The organism is Streptomyces sp. NPDC059477 (genome assembly GCF_042749375.1).
GTDB lineage: Bacteria > Actinomycetota > Actinomycetes > Streptomycetales > Streptomycetaceae > Streptomyces.
Window position 1 is genome coordinate 1 of record NZ_JBHYUG010000132.1, and the last position, 17,195, is coordinate 17,195.

A 17,195-nucleotide genomic window follows, 5' to 3' on the forward strand; every position below is an offset into this window, starting at 1 on the left:
CGCGCCGCCCGGGGCGCGGCGCCCGGCGGGTGGGGGCCGCCCCCCCCGCGCTTTCCGGCGCGCGTGGGCCCCCCGGCCCGGCAGGGCGGCGGATCGACGCCCCGCTCGCCGTGGTCGGAGTAGTAGTCGCCCTGCTGTGCGCGGTGCTCCTCATCCCCCTGGCCGGACTGGTGTGGGCGGCCTTCGGCCCGGGGGAGGGCTTTGGCGGCGGCGAGCTCTCGCTCGACAACTTCCGTACCGTGCTCTCCTCCGACGGCCTCGCGGGAACACTGCTGCGGACCCTGGCTCTCGGAATCGGCAGCGTGGCGGTGATGCTGGCCGTCGCCGTCCCGCTGGCCTGGCTCTACACCCGGACCGATCTGCGCGGCAAGACCGTCATCCTCTTCCTCGCCGCCGCCAAGACGGCGATCCCCGGCTTCCTCGTCGCCCTGGGCTACATCTTCATGTTCAACCCGAGCAATGGGATCATCAACACCTGGTGGGCGGGGTCGGACGGGGCTCCCCTGACGAACGTCTACTCCCTGACGTGGATCATCCTGCTCCAGGGCCTGGACTTCGCGGGGCCCGCCTTCTTCATGCTCGTACCCACGTTCCGGGTGATCGACGTCAACATCGAGGAAGCGGCAGCGGTCCACGGCATCCCCCGGTGGCGGGCGGCCGTCCAACTGCTGCTGCCGATCGCCGCACCCGCGATCGCGGGGGTGTCGGTGTTCTTCTTCATCGTCGCCGTCGAGGTCTTCGACTACGCGGGGATGCTCGGGATGCCCGCGCGGATCACCGTTCTGTCCACCCTGATCTACCAGTACACGCAAGGGACCACCGGCGCCCCCGAGTACGGCAACGCCGCGGCTGTCGGGCTCGGCATGGCGCTCGGGATCGGGCTGATCATGTTCGCCTACTACCGGGCGACCCGACGGGCCGGGCAGCTGGCCACGGTGACCGGCAAGCGCGCCGCCCGCGAACCGATCCGGCTCACCCGGGCGGGCCGGGCCGCCGGGTACGGCTTCATCGGACTGTACGCCCTCGTCGGGGTGGCCCTCCCGGTGCTGACCCTCGTCTGGGCCTCGCTCGTACCCTATCTGCGGCCACCGTCCGCGGAGGCGTTCGGGGAGCTGTCCCTCGCCGCGTACCGCGACGCGGCATACGACCTGGGCGAGGTGCTGCCCACCACGCTCCTGATGGTGGCGGTGGTCCCGACGGTCGCCGTGGCGTTCGCCGCCTGCGCCGCCTGGCTGGTCGCCCGTACCAAGGTACGGGGCCGGCGCTGGCTCGATGCGCTGATCATGATGACGCTCGCGGTCCCGTCGATCGTGATGGCGGTGTCGTTCGTGTACGTGGGCCTGTCCGCGTACCGGTGGCTGCCGCTCTACGGAACCGCGGCCTTCCTGGCCCTGGTGGTGGCATGCCGTTTCGTGGCGACCGCGTACCGCACCCTGCACGGAACGATGCTCCAGGTCCACGGCGAACTGGAGGAGGCGGCGGCCGTCTGCGGCGTGCGCCGGGGACGGGCGTTCGTGTCGGTCGTCCTCCCTGTGGTGCGCGGCAGTCTCGCCTACGCCTGGTTCTGGACGGCGCTGCTGACCATCCGCGAACTGACCATCACCCTGATCCTGTCGAGCGACGGAACGGACGTGATGTCCACCCGGATCTTCGGCTACAGCTCGGCGGGCGAGACGAGTCTGTCGGCCGCCCTCGGGGTGGTCCAGCTCGGCCTGATCACGGTCCTGCTCATCGCCTTCTGCCGCGTGGCCCGCCGCCAGTCCCTCTAGGAGTCCCACCATGATCGAACTCGAAGGTGTCTCGAAGTCCTTCCCCCAGGGCCGGGGCCGGGTGCCGGCGCTGCGCGACGTCTCCATCTCCGTCACCGAGGGCGAGTTCTACGTCCTGCTCGGCGCGTCCGGCTGCGGAAAGACCACCACGCTCCGGATCGTGGCCGGGCTGGAGCGTCCGGACTCCGGAGTGGTGACCATCGACGGCCGCCGGGTCTCGGGCGGCACTCCCCCGGCCTGGGTGGGCCCCGAGGAGCGGCCCCAGGCCATGGTCTTCCAGTCGTACGCGCTCTGGCCCCACATGACCATCCGGCAGAACATCGCCTTCCCCCTGCGTCGGGGCGTGCGCCGCGCGGGGCGGGCGGAGGCAGCCGCGCGGGTCGAGGAGGCGCTGGAACTGTTCCGGCTGACCGAGCAGGCGGACCGGAAGGTGACCCGGCTCTCGGGCGGCCAGCAGCAGCGGGTCGCGCTGGCCCGGGCGCTGGCACTGCGCCCCCGGGTCCTGCTGATGGACGAACCCCTCTCCAACCTCGACGCGAGGCTCCGGATGGACCTCCGGATGGAGCTGAAGGAACTGTCCCGGCGCACCGGCGTCACCTGCCTGCTCGTCACCCACGACCAGGAGGAGGCCATGATGCTCGCCGACCGCGTCGGCCTGATGCAGGGCGGAGGAATGGTCCAGGAGGGGTCGCCGGAGGAGCTGTACACGTCGCCCGCCTCGGAGTTCGTTGCCGACTTCCTCGACCGCATGAACCTCATCCGGTCCGCCTGGGTCACCGCGTCCGGCCCGGACGGCCTGGAGGTCACCGTCGGCGGCTCGCGGCTGCGCACCAGCCCCGGCAGTCATCCCCCAGGTGCCCACGTCACCATCGGCATACGGCCCGACGACATCATGCTGGAGACGGGTGACAGCGGAGCCGGTACGGAGGAGGACGGAACGAACCTCGTGTCCGGCACCCCGGTCGACCACCACTACCTGGGTGGAAGTTATCTCCACCGGGTGGAGACACCACTGGGCCTGCTCAACGTCCGGGCGTCCACGGACCCCGAAGCGGTCGCGTCCGGCACGGTTCGGCTGCGGCTGCCCGCGGAGAAGCTGATCACCATGACACCCGCGTCCGCCGAGCGGAACGAGGCGACGGTCCGCTGAGCCGGCCGCCACCGGGGAAGGCGAAACCGGCGCCGCGAAAACCTCCGTAGGCCGGCGGACGCGGCATCCCGCACTCCCACCGAGTCCGGGTCGCCGGGTCCGGCCAGGCCGCACGGCCCGCCACGTCGTTCGTGCCGAGCACCGTGTTCACCGGTGGAGTCGCCGTCTCCCTGTTGGTCGCGTTCAGCTCGTTCATCGGCTTCGAGTCCGCGGCCCTGTACGGGGAGGAGTCCCGCAACCCCAACCGCACCGTGCCCCTGGCCACGTACTGGTCCCCTCGGGGTCATCACCGTGTTCTACGGGATCACCAGCTAGATCGGCGTCGGCGCGGTGGACGCCGACCAGGTGCGGTCGGTCGCCGGGACGGAACTCGGCAACTACTTCTTCGCCATCAACGACCAGTACGTCGGCAGTGCCATGACCACGGTCATGTCGGCGCTGCTGTGCACCAGCCTGTTCGCCTCGCCGGTCGCCGTCGCGGGCCACGCTCGTCATCACGGCCGTCAACGTCGTGGTCCCGGCGATCTACGCCCTCGCCAGCCTCGACCCGTACCTTAACCTCGCCACGACCATGGCGGACTCGGTGTCGTCGGCATCATCACGCTCCAAGGACTGGCGGCGGCCTCCGTCATCGGATACTTCCGCCGCCATCCCGGCCGCCACTGGTGGCGCACCCTGGCCGCCCCCGCCATCGGCCTCGCCGGACTGATCTACGCCGTCGTCCTCGTGGTCGACCACTTCTCGCTGCTGACCGGGTCTACGTCTACCGCGATCTGACCTCCGACGTCCACGCGTCCCAGGAGCCCGGCCAGCCCACCGCCGGCCACTGCCCCAGAACATCCCCTGACCGGCCCCCGAGCGCCCCCTGACCAGCCTCGGAACGGAATCCCCGGCCAGTCCGCCGGGGGCCGGGACCGCAAGACGCGCGACGCGCTGCACGGGGGCCAGCAGCGATCCGAAACATGCGGTCGAGAGCACGGCTGCCAGTTCCGCCGCAAGTCCGCCCCGGTCGGTGTCCTGGTCCACCACGACGGTCCGCCGGGTCCGCCGCACCGAGGCGAGGACGGTGGGCACATCGAGCGGTTCGAGGGTGCGCAGGTCGATGACCTCCACGCTGATCTCGTCCGCGAGGGCCTCGGCCGCCCGCAGCGCCAGCTCTACCCCGAACGAGGAGGTGACCGCGGTGACCTCGTCGCCCGGCCGCACCACCTTCGCCTACCCGAAGGGGATCGTGTACCGCTCGTCGGGCACCTCCGTACGGTCCGCCAGGGTGTTCACATGGGCCATGAACAGCACCGGGTTGGGATCGGCCACCGCGGTGGCCAGCAAGCCCTTGGCGTCGTAAGCGTTGGAGGGAACCGCGATCTTGAGCTCGGGGCCCTGCAGACCGATACCGAGAGGCAGGACCGAGTGGTCGGCCGAGCCGGTTCCGCCGCCGCCGATCAGCAGCATGGTCAGCGGTACGGCCTGGTCGTGCAGCATCTTCTAACTGGGGGCCAGCAGGAACAGTTCCTCGAAGGAAGCCATGGAGAAGGAGGCGATGTGTTCGAGGTTGGGCCGGTAGCCGGTCGGTGCCATGCCAATCGCGGCTCCGGCGGCCGTCGATTCCGCGAGCGGCGTGTCGATGACCCGGTCCGGCCCGAACTCGGCGACCAGGCCGGCTCCGGTCCCGAACAGCGAGCCCTGGACGGACTGACCGATCAGCTGCGTCCGCTCGTCCTGCGCCATCTCCAGGCGGGTGGCTTCCCGGATGGCCTGGACGATGTTCTTTCTGGGCACGAGTACTCTCCGATTCCGCTGGTGGTGTGATCAATCGGCGTACGTCGCGGCCCGCAGGCTCTCGACGGTCGGCACTATGTCCGGGGCGCTGCGGGGCGAACCGGTCGATCTCTGCGATCTCCGCGGCCACCTCCTGTTCCATGGCTGCGAACTCCTCGTCGCCGAACAGCTCTTCACGGGCCAGCCGCTCCCGGGTCAGCCGCAGCGGATCACGGTCCAGGCCCTGGACCTCACGCTTCGCCGCGAGGGTCAGATCGGCCTGGCCCTCGGAGTGCGGGCGGTAACGGAACGTCTTCGCCTCGATGAACGCCGGCCCGTATCCGGTGCGGGCCCCTTCCAGCGCTTCGGCGACCGCCTCGGCCACAGCGAACACGTGCTGGCCGTCGACGACACGGGCGGGAATGCCGTAGCTCTCGACCAGTTCCTTGTAGTCGCCTGATGGGCCCGCGTACGTGCTGGATCGCGGGGTGTGGACGACGTTGCTCGCAGAGATGGACGACGGGCAGCTTCCGCAGGGCCGCGAGGTTGAGGCTCTCGTGGATGTTGCCGCGGTTGGCGGTGCCGTCGCCGAGGCCGCACAGTACCGCTTGGCCGGCGCCGCGGTGGTGTGCCGACACGCCGAATCCGGTCGCGACGCCGAGGCCCGCGCCGAGGAATCCGAAGATGCCGACCTCGGGTGCGACGACGTGGTAGCCGGACCGGCCCTGCGCGCAGTCGGACGCATTCCCGAAGTGCTCGGCGAACAGCGGCCGGGGATCCTCGCTCCGGCTCAGCCAGACCCCCCGGCTCCGCAACGACGAAGCCTACTTCTACTTGTGGGGCTACAAGGGGCCAGGGTCCACCATGGTCGTCACCCCGCTGAGAGGCAACGCCTCGATCCGGCACGGTTTTCGGGCGTCGATCGTGCCTGGCATCGACCCTGGCGCGACACCCCCTCCGGTGACCCTTCCGCCGGACTATCCCAACTGACGCCAACCGCCGGCGACGTCAGCTCGCCTCCGGGGCGGCGAGCAAGGTGCGGAGCTCGTCGACCAGTGCCTGGGTGGGGGTGGCGTTGGACTTGAGGACCGTCTGGGAGCTGAATGTGCCGAGGCCGAGCGAGAGTACGGTCCATGAGGCGTCGGGGTCGACCCGGCCCTCGGGCGTCATGCGAGCCAGCAGAGGCGTCAGCGCGTCGTGCAGGTCGGCGATGTCGCGCCGCTGCGACTCGTACAGGTGGGGTGTGCGCATCGACTCGGCCCAGACCTGAACGACTAGCGAGGAAGCGTCCTCCACGTCGAGAACAGTGACCATCTTGCCAATGATGAGATCGACGATCTGCGGGATCCTCAGCGCGGGCTCCCTCGACACGGCTTCGCGCAAGGCACACTGAACGGGCTGCATGATCGATTCGAGCAGCGCCGTGATGATCTCCTGCCGACCGGAGAAATACCGATACACGGCCCCGGACGACAGACCTGATTCGGCGAAGATGTCCGGCATGGAGGTCGCGTGCAGGCCCTTGCGGGCAAAGCAGATCGCCGCCGCATCGAGGATCTGCCGCCTGCGGCACTCACGGAATTCCGCACTGACTCTGGGCATATCCAAGGAGAAGCCGCTGGTTCACCATCCGAGGTGCCCGAGCCGAGTGACAGGAAGGATCGTTCTCCGCAGCGCCCGGTGAACCACCCGGACCGAGCGGCGCCAGGTGACCCGCCGGGCGCCGCTCGTCTTCGTGCTCAAGGTGCTGCGGACGTACCTCACCCGACCTGCGAAGATGCTCTGCTGAGTGCCCGTCCTTCCCCAGCAGCGACTTGGAGCTTGTTCGTTGCGGCCTGGACCGGGCGGGTCCGCCTGTGTCTGTGTGGCGGGCCCGCTTGCGGTGGAACGGCTGCCGGTTCAGCTGGTCTTGACGGGGGTCAGGGTGAAGCCGTCGTTGGGCTTGCCCGCGAGGAGGTCGGCCAGACCGCCGCTGAGCGCGTACGTCGTCGCGCTCGGGCCCGCGGTCACGTCGCTGGTGACGGGGTCTTCAACGGTGTCGGTGACCGTCACGGCGGCTTCCTTCCAGCCGTTGCGGGGCTTCACGTGCTGGATCTGGGCGGGCTCGCCGGACAGCAGACCGCTGCTGACCGCCGTGAGTGAGCCGTCCTCCAGCAGCTGCATGCCGGCGGTGGGGGATGCCAGCGGCGCGGAGAGCTGCACCTTCGCCGCTTCTTCGGGATGCTCGACGGGCACCCTCACCAGGGAGCCGTCGGCCATGGCGATGATCAGCTGGTTCCCCTCCACCCACTCCACCGCCGCCATCCCCACATCGTCGAGGAAGTTGGGAATGTCCAGCGTGCCCTGGAGCAGGTCGCTCCGCAGGAAGACCGAGGCGCGGCCCTCGGTGTCGATGCGGAACACGGTGGGGGTCAGCTCGTCGACGGCGTAGGCGGTGCCGTCGGGGGCCACCGTCACGTCGGAGATCAGGTGCTTCTTGCCGTCGAGGGCGATTGCCGTCAGATCGACGCACCAGTCCTGCTCGCCGGTCTTCAGGTCGTAGCTCCCCACACCGGCGATACCGAAGGGCGACTCCTTGTCGGAACGGTCGGCAGTGCCGTAGTCCACATTGCTGACCAGGATGCGGTCCCGCGCGCGGTCGACGTTGACGGCCTGGGCGGACACCAGCTCCGGGTCGTCGATGTGGGTGCGCACCTTTCCGTCCGGGCTGACAGCGTAGACCTTGCCCTGCTTCAGCGAGCCGGCGAAGAACGTCTGCGACTGCGCGTCGTAGTCCAGCGAGTGCGGGAACACCTGCGGGCCGTCGGCCTTGATGGCGCTGGGGGCCTTCTGCTCGATCTGCTCGATCCGGGGCTGCTCGGAGCCGGTAACGGAGTTGGCTCCGTCGGAGGAACTACTCACGGCCAACGCCGTTCCGGTGGCCGCCATGGCGACAATTGCCGCGCCCGCGATGGCGATCTTCAGCTTCGTCTTCTTCATTGTTTCTGTTCCTCACAAGAGTTGGGGCCGATGGGTACCGCGGTGCCCTGGTACCGCGGAGCACCAGGTGTGGTCACTCGCCGATGTCGCGTCCGAGGAGGGCGGCCAGCCGGTCGAGCGCGGGGGCGTCCTCCGGAGCGTTCCGGTACGGCGCGAACGGAGCACCCGGCCCGGAGGGCAACTGCTCCAGCAGGCCGCGGGCGAACTCGATCTCCCGCTCGACCGTGGTGTCGTCGAACAGAGCCTTCTGGCCGATGGACCGGGCCAGATCCCAGCCGTGCACCAGGTGCTCGACGGTTTGCAGGTGCAGTGCCACAGCGCCGGGCACCTCACCGATCGGGGCCTGCACCATCCGCTCCAGCGCTCCCGGCGTCTCGAAGGCGGACACCAGGGCGGCGGCCGACGTCCGGAACGTGTCCTTGAGCGGTTCCGGGGCGGCGTCGGCATCGGGCACCGCAACGGGCAGCTCCGCCCCCATCACGACGGCGAAGGCGCGCTGTCCCGCCACCAGATGGTCGATCAGCTGCTGGACATTCCATTCGGTGCAGGGCGTGGACGCGCTCCGCTGTTGCTCCTGCACGGCCTCGACCAGGCAGGCGACGGTGTCAACCACCTCGGTGAAAGCGGTGACGGGTGTGGTGGACATGGGGAACCTCCAGGAGAAGTGAAGAAGCAACGCGCGTACTCGCCGGTGGCGTGCCGGCACCGCGTGGCGATGCAGGCACGCGGGTGCGCAGAGGGGAAGACGACGCAGGGGGGAAGTGAAAAAGAAGGGCGGCAGTCTCACCGGCGGCAGGAAGGCGGGCGCGACAGGGTCCCTGCGGCAGCCCTTGCCGGCCTCGGGCCGGGGGCAGCCTCGGCCCGGTGGCTGCCGAGTGATGATCAGACGGGACGTGTCGGGCGGAGAGTGGAACCGCGGCGGCCGGCCGGCCGAATCAGGAGCGAGCCGGAGGAACGACGTGCGCGGGGGTGCCGGCGGCGGGGCGGGCCGTCGTCGGCCGGTCCGCGGCGGGCAGGAGGGTCTGGTTGAGCAACCGCAGTGCCGCCTGAGCGGCGGAGTCCGGCGCCGCCGTCGTCACCACCACCCGGATCCCCTGCCCCCGGGGAACCTGGAGCGAGTGCTGCACCACGTCCAGCTCTCCGACCATCGGATGGCGCATCCGGTACTCCGCCATGTCCCACCCGCGCACCCGGTGCTCGGCCCACAGCGCGGCGAATCGCGGGCTGCGCATGGTCAACTCGCCTATGAGGGTGGCCAGCTGCGTGTCGTTCGGATATTCACCGACAGCCTGCCGCAGCTTGCCCACCACGTCCCGTGCCTTCCTGGGCCAGTCCACGTACAGGTCGCGTGTATGGGCGTCCAGGAACACCAGCCGGGCGGTGTTGGGCCGCGTGGCTGTGTGATCCGGGCTGTCCGGGGCCAGGTGCCCGGCGAACAGCGCATGACCGGCGCGGTTCCACAGAAGGATGTCCGAACGCCGGCCGAGGACGACCACGGGTGAGTCCCCGAAGGCGTCCACCAGTTGGCGCACCGCCGCGGTGACCCGCTCGGCGGGGAGCCGGCGGCGGCTCTGGCGGGCATCACCGGTCAAGGTGCGCAGATGGAGCCGCTCCGCGTCATCCAGCCGCAGAGCCGTGGCCAGCGCATCGAGGACCTGCGGCGAAGCGTTGAGCGACAGCCCCTGCTCCAGCCGGATGTAGTAGGCCACGCTGACACCGGCCAATTGGGCCAGTTCCTCACGCCGCAGCCCCGGCACCCGCCGCCGGTCGCCGTAGTCCGGCAACCCCACATCTGCCGGCTTCATCTGCGCCCGCCGCGTGGACAGGAACTCACCGAGGAGGGATTTGCCGTGCGTTCGTTCGTCCATGCGGTCGAGTATGGCGACGGTCTCCGGACATAGCCTGCCCCTCGGAGTAGCAGCCACGACAACCGGAGAGCACGGGTGGCACCCCTTCGCAGACCAGCGTGCTGAGCAGGGCTTCCTCGCCCTCGTGCGGTCGAAGAGGTTCCGCTGGGCGGCAGCGTGCCGGTCCCTGTACGCCTGGATCCGTACCGCGCCGGACCTGGTGGGCGGCGGATTCACGGTCGACCAGTTCCTGCTGGATCAGCGCTGGGGCGTGCATGTGGCGTTGGCCGTGCTTCTGTTCGCCATCGGCATGCTCAGCGCGCTGCGGGCGATCAGCCGGTAGGGGCACAGCGAGGGGGCGATGCGCCGGGGCGAGGACCTGCCGGTGACAGCGTTCCCCACGCTGCTGGGACTGTCGGTCGCGGCCGTCGCCGTGATCATGCTGGTCGTGTTGTTGATCGAACCGGACCGGCCGATGGGGGCCAACCCGGGGACGCTGCCGCGGGACTCCGGCCTCCAGCCGGAGCGGACCCGGCCGGCCTGGCGGCGTAGGGCCCCGGCGTACACGGTCGTGGCGGTGCTCGCGGGCCGGCACGTCGTGCGGGCACGAGGTGACGGCGGTGGGCGTGGTCGCCGCGGCGTTGAGCGCGCTCGGGTGGGCGGCGTTCCTCTGGGTGGCGCACCGGCGGACCGTGGCGCTGAACACGCCACGCGCGTGTGTGCTTCCGGTGCGCCCGGGGGTGGCGCGGCGGTCTGTGTGATCGGCCTGGCGGCGTTCGGGGTGGCGGTGCCCTGAGTGTGCTTCGAGACTCTGGGGCCTCTGAGCGGACGGGTATCCCCTGGCTGGGGGATCTGGTCCCCCGTGCGAGCTACGTGCGGATGTCCACTGTGGGGTGACGTTTGCGGATCACTGAATCCGTAGCGTGGGGTGCAGCCGCGGCGCACGGGTCGCGGCCTCAATTCTCTTATGGGGAGAGCACCATGATCCGCCAACACAGGGCATCCGCGGCGCTCGCGCTGGTCTGCGCCGTGGCCGGTGCAGGGCTTGTCGGCTGCGAGGAAGCCCGGACCGCGGATTCGAAGCCGTCCGCGAGTGCCACGGCCGCCGGTGGCGCGGACGGGGCCGCCGAGAACACCTCCTTCACCGGTACGAAGAAGATCGAGGTCGAAGGCCGTTCGGTGAACGTGTCCTGTTCGGGCGATCCGGTGGAGAACCGGCCGGTCATCGTTCTGCTGCACGGGGGCGGTGACGGGCTGGACACGATGGCCGACCTCCAGGAGACCCTGGGCGCACAGCACCGGACCTGTTCCTACGACCGGCTCGGCGCGGGCGCGAGCGATCAGCCCGACGGTCCCCAGACACTCGAAGACGGCGGGAAGGTACTGACGGAGGTGCTCGACCAGGTCGCCGGGGACGCGCCGGTCGTCCTGGCCGGGCATTCGCTGGGCGGGCTGATCGCCGCCAGGTACGCCCCCGACCATCAGGACAAGGTCGAGGGGCTGGTCCTGATGGACGCCACCTCACCGACACAGAGCGCCGACCTCCAGGAAGAGATCCCCGAGTCCGCCACCGGCACGGCGGTCGACCTGCGTGAGCAGACCCTCGCGGTCCTGCGGGGCGAGAGCCCGGAGAAGCTTGTCGTGCCGGACGGGGAAGTCCGCTCCGCGGGGAACATCCCGGTGGAGGTGATCCAGCACGGGAAGCAGTACCTCGCCGCTGTTCCCGAGTACGGGCAGGACCTGGAGCTGGCGTGGTCCGAGGGTCAGCGCAAATGGCTCGCGATATCCAGCGACAGCGAACTGAGCACGGCCGAGAACAGCGGACACTACATCCATGTCGACGAGCCCGATGTGGCGGTCGCGGCGATCCAGCGCGTCGTCTCGAAAGCCGCGGGCTGACGCACCGCCGGGAACGCACCAGCAACCGCACCAGGAACCAGAGAACGTCACCGGCACGCCGTCAGGTGACCAGGCCGTGACGGTAGGCGTAGACGACGGCCTGGACACGGTCACGGAGTCCCAGCTTGGTGAGGATGCGCGACACGAAGGTCTTGACGGTCTCGGGGCTGATGTGGAGTGCCGCGGCTATCTCACTGTTGGAGAGGCCGTCCGCGATGAGGTGCAGAACCTCCAGTTCGCGAGGGGTCACCGGTAGGCCGTCCGGGGCGTGCCCGGGGGGCCGGATCCGGGCGGCGTGCATGCCCACGAGCCGACGCGTCACCTCGGGATCCAGCAGTGCGGCCCCCGTCACCACGGTCCGGATCCCGTGCAGCAGTTGGTCCGGCGGCGCATCCTTGAGAAGGAAGCCGCTCGCACCGGCGCGCAGCGCCTCGTACACGTACTCATCCAGGTTGAACGTGGTCACGACGAGCACCTTCGCGGCATGCGTCACCCCGGCCCCGGCGAGCAGGCGGGTGGCCTCGATGCCGTCGAGCACGGGCATACGTACGTCCATGACCACGACGTCCGGGGCCAGTTCGCCGGCCAGCTCGACGGCGGTGCGACCGTCTCCGCACTCGCCCACGACCCGCAGGTCGGGCTGGGCGTCGATGATCGTGACCAGTCCGGTGCGGACCATCACCTGGTCGTCGCAGACCAGTACCCGGACCGGCGCGGTCATGACGGTTCCCCGGTGGGTATCCGGGCCCGTACGGTGAAGCCGCCGTCCGGGAGGCGGTCCGCGCTGAAGTCGCCGCGCAGGGCGTCGACCCGTTCGCGCAGACCGGAAAGGCCACGGCCGCTCCCGCCGGTGGACGCGGCACATGAGCCGGAGCCGTCCGTGCCGATCTCCACGGTGATCTCCCCCTCGCCGTGGTGCACCTGGACCGAGGTGCGGCTGCCGTGGTCGTACTTGAGTGCGTTCGTCAGGGCCTCCTGCACAACCCGGTAGACCACGAGGCCGGTGCCGGCCGAGAGCGCGGGAGCGCCCTTCTCCGTGAACTCCACCGGCTGCCCGGCCCGCCGGGTCTGCTCCACGAGCGGGAGGAGTCCGCTGACGGACGCGCTCCTGGTCCCGGTGTCATGGTCGGGGTTGAGCAGGTCGAGCAGGTGCCGCAGATCGGTGATGGCCCGCCGGCCGGTGTCGGCGACGCCGGTCAGGGTCTCGTCGAGCCGACCGGGCGCGGCGGTCAGATAGCGTGCCGCCTCGGACTGCACGACCATCGCCGTCACATGGTGAGTCACCACGTCGTGGAGTTCGCGGGCGATCCGGGTGCGTTCGGCGGCGCGGGTGTCATCGGCGACGCGGCGGCGGCGTTCTGACTCGGCGGCCCTGTTGGATCGCAGCCACGCGCCGATGCCCCAGACGAGAGCCAGCGCCAGATAGAACGTGACGAACTCTTCCACGGGTTCACCCGGGGCGAGCTGGTCGAGCGCGACGGCCAACGGCACGTACGCGGCCGAGAACAGCAGTACGGTGGCGCGCCGCTGCCGTTCCAGCCGAGAGCCCAGGGTCAGCACGGTGAGGGCCAGTACGGTGCCCGCGAAGGAGTGGTAGCCGCGGAGCTGGTCGAGAGCGAAGCCGGTCGACACCAGGGTGAGAGCGACGACGGGCCATCGTCGGCAGATGACGAGCGGAAAGCACTGGAGGGCGACGGCCACGACGGCGAGCGCGTCGAAGGGGCGGTCCGGCACACCGCCGAGCACCGTTCCGTGACTGTGCAGCGCCGGCACGAGCGACCCTGCGAAGAGCAGCACCCCGACGGCGAGATACCGGACCGGGCTGCCGACGGGGCGCCACCACTGCGGGGCCTGCGGAAGGTTGGTCACCGGAAGAGCCTAGTCCCGTACGTCACGAGCCGTGTCCGGTGCCGCGGTGGGCGATGGCGGGGGGATCCCGGCGGCCCGGACCTGCTGCGGTACTTGTCGTGGTCGTAGCCCCGGTCGGCGTGGAGCGGTCCGGGCACGGCCGATCGGGCTCGGAGCGCTTTTGAGCAACTCCCGTTGTCCCACGGGATCGGCCGTTCCTCCCAGGTGCGGGGAGGAACGGCCGGTGATGGGACGGTGTCCGGATCTGCTGGTGCTGGGGTGTGTCAGGTGCAGTTGATGAGGAGTGAGGTGTTGGCGGTGCAGGTGCGGGATGCGCTGTCGTTGGCGGGGTTGGGGTCGGTGGGTGTGCTGGTGGTGCGGGTGGCGGTGACGGTGTAGGGGGTGCCGAGGCTGAGGACGGCGACGGGCACGGTGATCTGGCGGGTGGTGCTCGCGCCGGGGGCGAGGCCGGTGGTGGTGCAGGTGGCCTTGCCGGTGGTGAGGGTGCAGTCGGGGCTGGTCGCTCCGGTGGGGGTGGGCAGGTCCAGGGTGACGGTGGCGGAGGCGAGGGTGCGGGGTCCGTGGTTGGTGAAGGTCACCGTGTAGTCGATGCGGCCGTTGAGCAGGCCGGGGTGGGCAGTGGCGGTCAGTTCCACTCCGAGGTCGGCGGTGGGGCGCTGGGCGATCGCGATGTCGACGGGGGTCGTGCCCACGGGGATGCCGCTGGTGGTGTGGGTGGTGGTGTCGATCACGGAGACGGTGGCCGAGTTGCCGTTGGCGGCGTAGACCTGGCCGCCGTCCGGGGTGACGGCCACTCCCCTGGGGGTGTTTCCCGAGGCGGTGGTCGCGGTCACGGTGTTCGTCGCGGTGTCGATCGTGGCGACGGTGGCACCCTGGCCCCGGGAGACGTAGACGTGAGCGCCGTCCGGGGACGCGGCGACGTCGTACGGGCCGTCGGTGAGAGGGACGTTGGCGGACACGGCGTTGGTGGTCGTGTCGATCACCACGACGGAATTGGAGTAGGGGCGGGTGACGTAGGCTCGGCTGCCATCGGGGGTGACGGCGACGCCCTGGGGGAATCCGCCGACGTTGACGGTGGCGGTCACGGTGTTCGTCGCGGTGTCGATCACCGATACCGAGCGGGCGTTGTAGTTGGTGACGTAGGCGCGGCTGCCGTCCGGGGAGACGGCCACCTCCTGCGGGGCGCTGCCGACGGTGATGGTGGCGGTCACGGTGTCGGACGCGGTGTCGATCACCGTCAGCCGCTGGAGGGCACTGTTGACGACGTAGACGCGGGTCCCGTCGGGCGATATGGCGATGCCGTTGGCACCGCCCCCGACGAGGATGGTTGCGGTGACCGTTCCCGTCGCGGTGTCGGTCACGGAGACGGAGCCGGCGTCCCCGTTGCTCACGTAGAGGCGGGCTCCGTCCGGGGAGGCGGCCACGCCTTTGGGGCCGTCGCCCACCGGCAAGGTGGACGTGACGGTGGCGGTGGCGGTGTCGATCACGGAGACCGTGTCGTCGCTGTAGTTCGTCACATAGGCGAGCGGCGCTTCAGCCGTGGTCCGTGCCGCAGGTAGGGCAGGGGCGGAGTGCGCGGCCGGGGCCATGGCGGTCAGCGAGGCCACGGCCAGGCCACAAGCACCGGCGACCGCGAGGAATCGGCGGCCGGACTGCATCCAGGGCCGGACAGGTGTGGCGGACAGGCTCATACAGGCGTTCCTCTCCCATCGGGCACCGGCGTAGGAGCACATGGCCATGCGGCCGGCCGGTGGCCCGTGTGGTGATGTCGTGGAAGTGGGTCAGACGGTGGCGCGACGGGACATGTGCCGCACAGAGCGGAGGCCCGGGGCGGTGGCCCAACCGGAGTGCACCCCTCCCCCGGATATCGGGTGACCATGACGGGACGGGGGGGTTGGCGTCGGCGAGGGTGTGCTGCCCCGTGCGGGCCGACCGCGTGCGGAAAAGGACTCGTAGCCACCGACCGGGGGCGATGTTCTCGGGCGGGCCACCTCGTCCCTGGGGAATGTGGTCACGTGACCGTGAATCCCTCTTCGCGGAACCGGCCGCGGCGACTGAACCGCCGTGATCAAAGGCTGCCCCACAGCAGATCGCCCGTGTGATGCAGATCCCAACGGGTCCTGATCACGCTGGTGTATGACCGACGAATACCTCTTGCGCTCCGTTGCAGCCTTCTGAATCGGCCCGCAGCCAGGAGTCTGCGCCTGTCGGGGCCCCTGACACCGTCGGCTCCGCTCGGCTCGATCGGATCGTGGACGGCACCCTGAAGCCGGTCCGCGACCACGCTGTCGGCGCGTACATCAACACACCGGGCTGATCGTCCCTCACCCGCGAACGTCCCGGACAGCCGCTGCTGAAGGGTGAGGAAGAGGAAAATGCCGGCCATCGCAAGGTCCGCGCCCGCGTCGAGCACAGGTTCTCCCTCATGAAGAACCACGAGATCCTCTGCGACCGCCGGCAGCACGGCGACCGTCTCCATCACTCCGTCCAGGCCGTCGCCCGCATGCATAACATCGCCCTCACGGCATGACCGCACAGCAACCTTGGCCGACGACAACACAGCCTTCTCCAACACTCTTCAGGAGGTGCAAAGCAAAGTACCCCCCAATCGAACAAGCGGACTCTCGTGGGTGCACGGCCAGGGGGACATGCCCCGTTGGCTCCCCTGGATGCCTTCCACGCGAAGCCGTCGCTTGGCATGCGCCGAGCACAGTGTTGTCAGTGCGGTAGTTCGACTGTCCGAATGCTCAGGGCGGCCGTGCCATCGCGTGTGAGGTCGCGGGCTCGGCTGGGTGCGACGGCCTTTTGGCGGGGGAAATTCTACGGCGTCTGCCGCTTGATGAGCAGGTGCTGTCGCTCAGCGGTCCCGTGCAGCATCTTCTTCCGGGTGATGGAGAGCCGGCTCAGGCGCCGGGCGGGCGTCCGTTGTGCGGGTTGGAGCCGCCGAGGCCCTGAGGGTCGGGGATGGTGGCGAGGCTGACCAGGGTCGGGTCTGGAAGGGCGTGGGCGGTGCGGTCGAGGAGGGCTTGGTAGGGGGCAGGGCTGCTGCGCGGGATGGCGGGCAGGTGTCGGTGAGGGTGTTGAGCAGGGCGCGCAGGCGGCGATGGATCTGGAGGGCGTCGGCACCGTAGAGGAGGATTTCGGCGAGGGCGAGGTCGAGGAGGGTGGTCCAGTCGGGGCGGAGGATGGTGAGGCGGATGGTGCCGTCGTGGGCGTGGAGGGTGGTGGTGCCGAGCGGGCGGGTCGCGATGCGGAGCAGGGCGGTCTCGATCTGGTCGATGGCTTGGACGGCGGTCGTCGGGTCGTTGACGGCGGGGGAGAGGGCGCGGATGGCGACGTCGACAAGGAGCCGGAGGCCGTAGGCGGGGTCGTGTTCGATGTGGCGGGAGGGACCGACACGTACGGCGCGGGTCAGCCGACGGATGTCGGCCGCGGACGGCGGCGCGGGGGTGATCCGGAAGAGCCACGCCCCGGCTTCGACGAAGCTGCCCACGCCGACGAGACAGGTGACGTGGATGTCGCAGCGTGCGGCGATCGCCACGATGGCGCGTCCGTCGACACGCTGGACGATGCCGTGGCGGGACGCGGCGATGTCGCCGGAGCCGGTGAGGGGTGCGGGCGGAGCAACAGTGGCCTGTCGCGGGTGCTGTGGTACTGGCCACTCGTGGTCCAGGGCAGCGTTCAGTCGCTGGGCGACGGCCCGTACGAGGCCGCCGCCGGTGACCACTTCGCGCAGGCCGGCGAGACTGCGCAGGATCGCTCCGGTGGACAGGACGACGAAAGCGATCGCCAGGGTGGCACGCCGCCGTCGATGTCCTCCTGGCTCAGCACGCCCCGGGCACCGCCGAAGTGGTCGATGTGGCTGTGCGTGTAGAGGAGGGCGGTCACCGGCCGGTCGCCCCGGTGGCGCCGGTACAGGGCGAG

Annotated in this window: 13 protein-coding genes and 6 pseudogenes; 6 read left to right on the forward strand and 13 right to left on the reverse strand. The window is 70.1% G+C overall.

What is annotated here, in order from left to right; translation table 11 throughout:
* The 3 genes from ACFXAZ_RS36845 to ACFXAZ_RS36855 form a co-directional block, all read left to right on the forward strand.
* Positions 1 to 1,769, forward strand: a 1,769-nt coding sequence (locus ACFXAZ_RS36845) for an ABC transporter permease (RefSeq protein WP_384600566.1), incomplete at its 5' end; no start/stop codon positions are given.
* A gap of 10 nt (positions 1,770 to 1,779) precedes the next feature.
* The gene (locus ACFXAZ_RS36850) at positions 1,780 to 2,919 is read left to right on the forward strand and encodes an ABC transporter ATP-binding protein (RefSeq protein ID WP_384600569.1); all 1,140 of its coding nucleotides are present in this window, start codon (positions 1,780 to 1,782) and stop codon (positions 2,917 to 2,919) included.
* 330 nt (positions 2,920 to 3,249) lie between these two features.
* The gene (locus ACFXAZ_RS36855; RefSeq protein ID WP_384600573.1) at positions 3,250 to 3,477 is read left to right on the forward strand and encodes a hypothetical protein; all 228 of its coding nucleotides are present in this window, start codon (positions 3,250 to 3,252) and stop codon (positions 3,475 to 3,477) included.
* Here ACFXAZ_RS36855 and ACFXAZ_RS36860 read toward each other — a convergent pair.
* From ACFXAZ_RS36860 to ACFXAZ_RS36895, 8 genes and pseudogenes are all read right to left on the reverse strand, one after another.
* Positions 3,445 to 4,125 carry a transketolase C-terminal domain-containing protein gene (locus ACFXAZ_RS36860; protein ID WP_384600575.1) on the reverse strand — a complete coding sequence of 227 codons (681 nt, stop codon included), beginning with the start codon at positions 4,123 to 4,125 and terminating at the stop codon, positions 3,445 to 3,447. The genes ACFXAZ_RS36855 and ACFXAZ_RS36860 overlap by 33 nt on opposite strands.
* A gap of 9 nt (positions 4,126 to 4,134) precedes the next feature.
* A pseudogene (locus ACFXAZ_RS36865) lies at positions 4,135 to 4,698 on the reverse strand (hypothetical protein).
* Between the two features lie 136 nt (positions 4,699 to 4,834).
* Positions 4,835 to 5,191: pseudogene (locus tag ACFXAZ_RS36870) on the reverse strand (thiamine pyrophosphate-dependent enzyme); the annotation flags it as partial.
* 1 nt (position 5,192) lies between these two features.
* A pseudogene (locus ACFXAZ_RS36875) lies at positions 5,193 to 5,492 on the reverse strand (thiamine pyrophosphate-dependent enzyme); the annotation flags it as partial.
* Positions 5,493 to 5,685: 193 nt separating this feature from the next.
* Positions 5,686 to 6,279: a TetR/AcrR family transcriptional regulator gene (locus ACFXAZ_RS36880; RefSeq protein WP_384600578.1), complete on the reverse strand. Its 594-nt coding sequence runs from the start codon at positions 6,277 to 6,279 to the stop codon at positions 5,686 to 5,688.
* Between the two features lie 297 nt (positions 6,280 to 6,576).
* Complete coding sequence (locus ACFXAZ_RS36885) at positions 6,577 to 7,656, reverse strand: hypothetical protein (RefSeq protein WP_384600580.1); 1,080 nt, start codon at positions 7,654 to 7,656, stop codon at positions 6,577 to 6,579.
* Between the two features lie 73 nt (positions 7,657 to 7,729).
* A complete protein-coding gene (locus tag ACFXAZ_RS36890; protein WP_384600583.1) occupies positions 7,730 to 8,302 on the reverse strand; it encodes a TIGR03086 family metal-binding protein in 573 nt (190 codons plus the stop codon).
* A gap of 289 nt (positions 8,303 to 8,591) precedes the next feature.
* The gene (locus tag ACFXAZ_RS36895; protein WP_384600586.1) at positions 8,592 to 9,524 is read right to left on the reverse strand and encodes a helix-turn-helix domain-containing protein; all 933 of its coding nucleotides are present in this window, start codon (positions 9,522 to 9,524) and stop codon (positions 8,592 to 8,594) included.
* Positions 9,525 to 9,684: 160 nt separating this feature from the next.
* Here ACFXAZ_RS36895 and ACFXAZ_RS36900 point away from each other — a divergent pair.
* Positions 9,685 to 9,963 (forward strand): annotated as a pseudogene (locus ACFXAZ_RS36900) (YidH family protein); the annotation flags it as partial.
* 521 nt (positions 9,964 to 10,484) lie between these two features.
* Positions 10,485 to 11,402 (forward strand): alpha/beta fold hydrolase, encoded by a 918-nt coding sequence (locus ACFXAZ_RS36905; protein WP_384600589.1) that lies wholly within the window; start codon positions 10,485 to 10,487, stop codon positions 11,400 to 11,402.
* A 61-nt stretch (positions 11,403 to 11,463) separates the two neighbouring features.
* Here ACFXAZ_RS36905 and ACFXAZ_RS36910 read toward each other — a convergent pair whose 3' ends face one another.
* From ACFXAZ_RS36910 to ACFXAZ_RS36920, 3 genes are all read right to left on the reverse strand, one after another.
* Positions 11,464 to 12,123 carry a response regulator gene (locus ACFXAZ_RS36910; RefSeq protein ID WP_384600592.1) on the reverse strand — a complete coding sequence of 220 codons (660 nt, stop codon included), beginning with the start codon at positions 12,121 to 12,123 and terminating at the stop codon, positions 11,464 to 11,466.
* Positions 12,120 to 13,271, reverse strand: a complete 1,152-nt coding sequence (locus ACFXAZ_RS36915; RefSeq protein ID WP_384600594.1) for a sensor histidine kinase — start codon at positions 13,269 to 13,271, stop codon at positions 12,120 to 12,122. The genes ACFXAZ_RS36910 and ACFXAZ_RS36915 overlap by 4 nt, the downstream gene beginning before the upstream one ends.
* Positions 13,272 to 13,534: 263 nt before the next feature.
* Positions 13,535 to 14,962 carry a beta-propeller fold lactonase family protein gene (locus ACFXAZ_RS36920; protein WP_384600597.1) on the reverse strand — a complete coding sequence of 476 codons (1,428 nt, stop codon included), beginning with the start codon at positions 14,960 to 14,962 and terminating at the stop codon, positions 13,535 to 13,537.
* A gap of 599 nt (positions 14,963 to 15,561) precedes the next feature.
* On the opposite strand from ACFXAZ_RS36920, the pseudogene ACFXAZ_RS36925 reads away from it, so the two are divergent.
* Positions 15,562 to 15,801 (forward strand): annotated as a pseudogene (locus ACFXAZ_RS36925) (transposase family protein); the annotation flags it as partial.
* Positions 15,802 to 16,128: 327 nt separating this feature from the next.
* Here ACFXAZ_RS36925 and ACFXAZ_RS36930 read toward each other — a convergent pair.
* Together ACFXAZ_RS36930 and ACFXAZ_RS36935 are read right to left on the reverse strand one after the other, a co-directional pair.
* The gene (locus tag ACFXAZ_RS36930; protein WP_384600600.1) at positions 16,129 to 17,064 is read right to left on the reverse strand and encodes a DUF2254 family protein; all 936 of its coding nucleotides are present in this window, start codon (positions 17,062 to 17,064) and stop codon (positions 16,129 to 16,131) included.
* Positions 17,065 to 17,066: 2 nt separating this feature from the next.
* A pseudogene (locus tag ACFXAZ_RS36935) lies at positions 17,067 to 17,195 on the reverse strand (MBL fold metallo-hydrolase); the annotation flags it as partial.

Coding starts and splice junctions, on each gene's coding strand:
- ACFXAZ_RS36885 (WP_384600580.1), bottom strand. CDS start 7,656: ATGAAGAAGACGAAGCTGAAGATCGCCATCGCGGGCGCGGCAATTGTC.
- ACFXAZ_RS36850 (WP_384600569.1), top strand. CDS start 1,780: ATGATCGAACTCGAAGGTGTCTCGAAGTCCTTCCCCCAGGGCCGGGGC.
- ACFXAZ_RS36890 (WP_384600583.1), bottom strand. CDS start 8,302: ATGTCCACCACACCCGTCACCGCTTTCACCGAGGTGGTTGACACCGTC.
- ACFXAZ_RS36905 (WP_384600589.1), top strand. CDS start 10,485: ATGATCCGCCAACACAGGGCATCCGCGGCGCTCGCGCTGGTCTGCGCC.
- ACFXAZ_RS36910 (WP_384600592.1), bottom strand. CDS start 12,123: ATGACCGCGCCGGTCCGGGTACTGGTCTGCGACGACCAGGTGATGGTC.
- ACFXAZ_RS36880 (WP_384600578.1), bottom strand. CDS start 6,279: ATGCCCAGAGTCAGTGCGGAATTCCGTGAGTGCCGCAGGCGGCAGATC.
- ACFXAZ_RS36895 (WP_384600586.1), bottom strand. CDS start 9,524: ATGGACGAACGAACGCACGGCAAATCCCTCCTCGGTGAGTTCCTGTCC.
- ACFXAZ_RS36920 (WP_384600597.1), bottom strand. CDS start 14,962: ATGAGCCTGTCCGCCACACCTGTCCGGCCCTGGATGCAGTCCGGCCGC.